The sequence below is a fragment of the Streptomyces sp. MnatMP-M17 genome (assembly GCF_900091995.1).
Classification (GTDB): domain Bacteria; phylum Actinomycetota; class Actinomycetes; order Streptomycetales; family Streptomycetaceae; genus Streptomyces.
On sequence record NZ_FMDK01000268.1, the window covers coordinates 1 to 2189 of the forward strand.

Sequence of the window (2189 nt, forward strand, 5' to 3'; positions counted from 1 at the left end):
TGGCACCCGGCGCAGGGCGTGCCGGCCCGCCTCGTACACCTCGTGCACGGAGGTGAATCCCGCCTGTTCGAGGGCGCCGAGCCGTAGCCTGCCCGCGGTGACATCCCGTAGCCGGGAGACCGAGATCGCCTTCAACTCGGTTTCCATCAGCTCCTGTTGGAGCGGAGTGAAGGCCTCCCGTATGGCGGTGACGGCGCGGGTGTGATCGTCGAGCAGCCGGCGCGCGGTGTCCAGCAGCCGCTCCGCCGCGCCGAGCGCGGCCCTCGCTCTTCTGCCCGCGGGCACCGGATCATGTCCCGGCGCGACACCCGCACCTTTCATGGCGCCTCTCCATCTGCCCCACTCGACATCTGCCCGACTCGACCGGTCCGAACGGCCGCGTCCGGACCGGGTCATATGCTCCCACGCCCGGCAGGGGCCGTCGGTCGGCCGTCGGTCGGCGGAGAGCGCGACGGAAATCGTCCAAAACTAAACGAACGGTCGTGCTAGCATTTTCGGCCGGCCGACCAAGGAGATTCGGGCAATGGCACCCATGGCTGCGCTCCTTCGCACCGCCCTCAACACCACCTCGTATCTCGCTCCGAGGCTGGCCGGACGCGCCGCCTTCGCCGTCTTCCGCCGCCCGGCGGGCCGCAGCAGACCGCGCCCGGACGAGCGCGAGGTGCTCGCCGCCGCCCGCACCGGACGGATCACCGTCCACGGCACGTCCGTTGTCACCTACGGCTGGGGCGACGGCACGCGGCCGGTGCTGCTCGTACACGGCTGGTCCTCGCGCGCCTCGCGGTTCTCGCACTTCGTCACCGCGCTGCGCGAACTGGGCTACAGCCCGGTCTCCTTCGACGCTCCGGGACATGGCGACTCGTCGGGACGAGGCGTGACGATCCGTGAACTCCGTGAGGCCCTAGGGCAGTTGCACGCGCAGTACGGCCGGTTCGAAGCCGTCGTCGCGCACTCCTTCGGTGTGCTCGCGACCTTCTTCGCGCTGCGCGACGGTGTCGAGGCGCGCCGGGTGGTCGGGATCAGCCGCAGCCACGGTCCGTGTCCGACGGGCCCGTCACCGGTCCGCGCTCCGGCTCAGCTGTTCTCTGAGGCCCGCACCGGCATCTGGGCTCGTACGGCTCGTACAGCCCGTACGGTTCGTGCGCCGGTGAGTTCAGGGAGCTCCGGCAGACTGTCCGGATCGGTCGCCGCGGCGCGCAGACGGTACAGAATGCCCCGGCCGGCCCGCTCGTACGCGACCTCGTCGCCATGCAGCACCGACTGCGCGTTGGCCGACTCCATCAGCGCGATGATCTCGAAGGCGAGCTGCGGTACGTCCAGTTCCGCGACGAAGCCGCCCGCCTGCCGCGCCTTGTCGACCGTACGTTCCATATAGCCGACCCAGTCGTCGCAGGCCGTGGCGATCGCGTCGTGCACCGGTCCGCCGCGCGCGTCGAACTCCGCGGAGACGGCGTAGAAGAAGCAGCCGCCGGCGAAGACACGGTCCGCCGAGTACGCCAGCCAGTTGCTGCACAGCGCCCATACCCGGGCGGTGCCGGGAGGCAGCTCACGCGTCGGCCGGACGACACGCTCGCTGTAGACGTCGACGGCCGCGCGGACCGTCGCGAGCTGGAGCTCCTCCTTGGAGCCGAAGAGCGCGAAGACACCGCTCTTGCTCAGCTTCAGCTCGGTGGCGATACGGCCGAGGGAGAGCCCTTCCAGCCCTTCCACCGACGCGATGTCCATCGTCCGGTCGAGCACCAGCCGCCGGGTCTGATTGCCGCGCTCGACACGTCTGTCCACACGTCCGTCCGCTCGCCCGTCCACGCGTTCCGCCGTACGCCCGGCAGTCCGTCCGCCCATGGATGTGCTCATCTCTCCACTCTACTGAACGCACGGTCGTGCACTGTCCCGCCGCTCTCCTACCCGTCTCCTGCCTACCCGTCTCCTGCCGCCGACCGGCGGGACACTGCATGCGGCGCGCGGCCGGCCGGGGCAGACTCGGGGGGAGAGCGGCGGGATCCCATGAAGGAGCGCACCATGCTCACCAGTCCTTATGCCCCAGGATCCCCGATCTGGGTCGAGCTCAGCACTCCCGACATCGAGGGCGCCACCGCCTTCTACAACGGACTGTTCGGCTGGGACTTCGTCTCCGCGGGCCCCGACACCGGCGGCTACGGGCTGCTCCGGCTCGGCGGCAGGACGGCAGC

Annotated in this window: 1 protein-coding gene and 2 pseudogenes; 1 reads left to right on the plus strand and 2 read right to left on the minus strand. The window is 70.4% G+C overall.

Going from position 1 to position 2189, the window contains the following annotated elements; genetic code table 11:
• A pseudogene (locus GA0115259_RS12680) lies at nucleotides 1-321 on the minus strand (ATP-dependent helicase); the annotation flags it as partial.
• A gap of 211 nt (nucleotides 322-532) precedes the next feature.
• Here GA0115259_RS12680 and GA0115259_RS12685 point away from each other — a divergent pair.
• Nucleotides 533-1168: pseudogene (locus tag GA0115259_RS12685) on the plus strand (alpha/beta hydrolase); the annotation flags it as partial.
• Here GA0115259_RS12685 and GA0115259_RS12690 read toward each other — a convergent pair.
• On the minus strand, nucleotides 1075-1842 hold the full coding sequence (locus GA0115259_RS12690) for a TetR/AcrR family transcriptional regulator (RefSeq protein WP_093595307.1): 768 nt from the start codon (nucleotides 1840-1842) through the stop codon (nucleotides 1075-1077). The pseudogene GA0115259_RS12685 and the gene GA0115259_RS12690 overlap by 94 nt on opposite strands.
• Nucleotides 1843-2189: the final 347 nt, after the last annotated feature.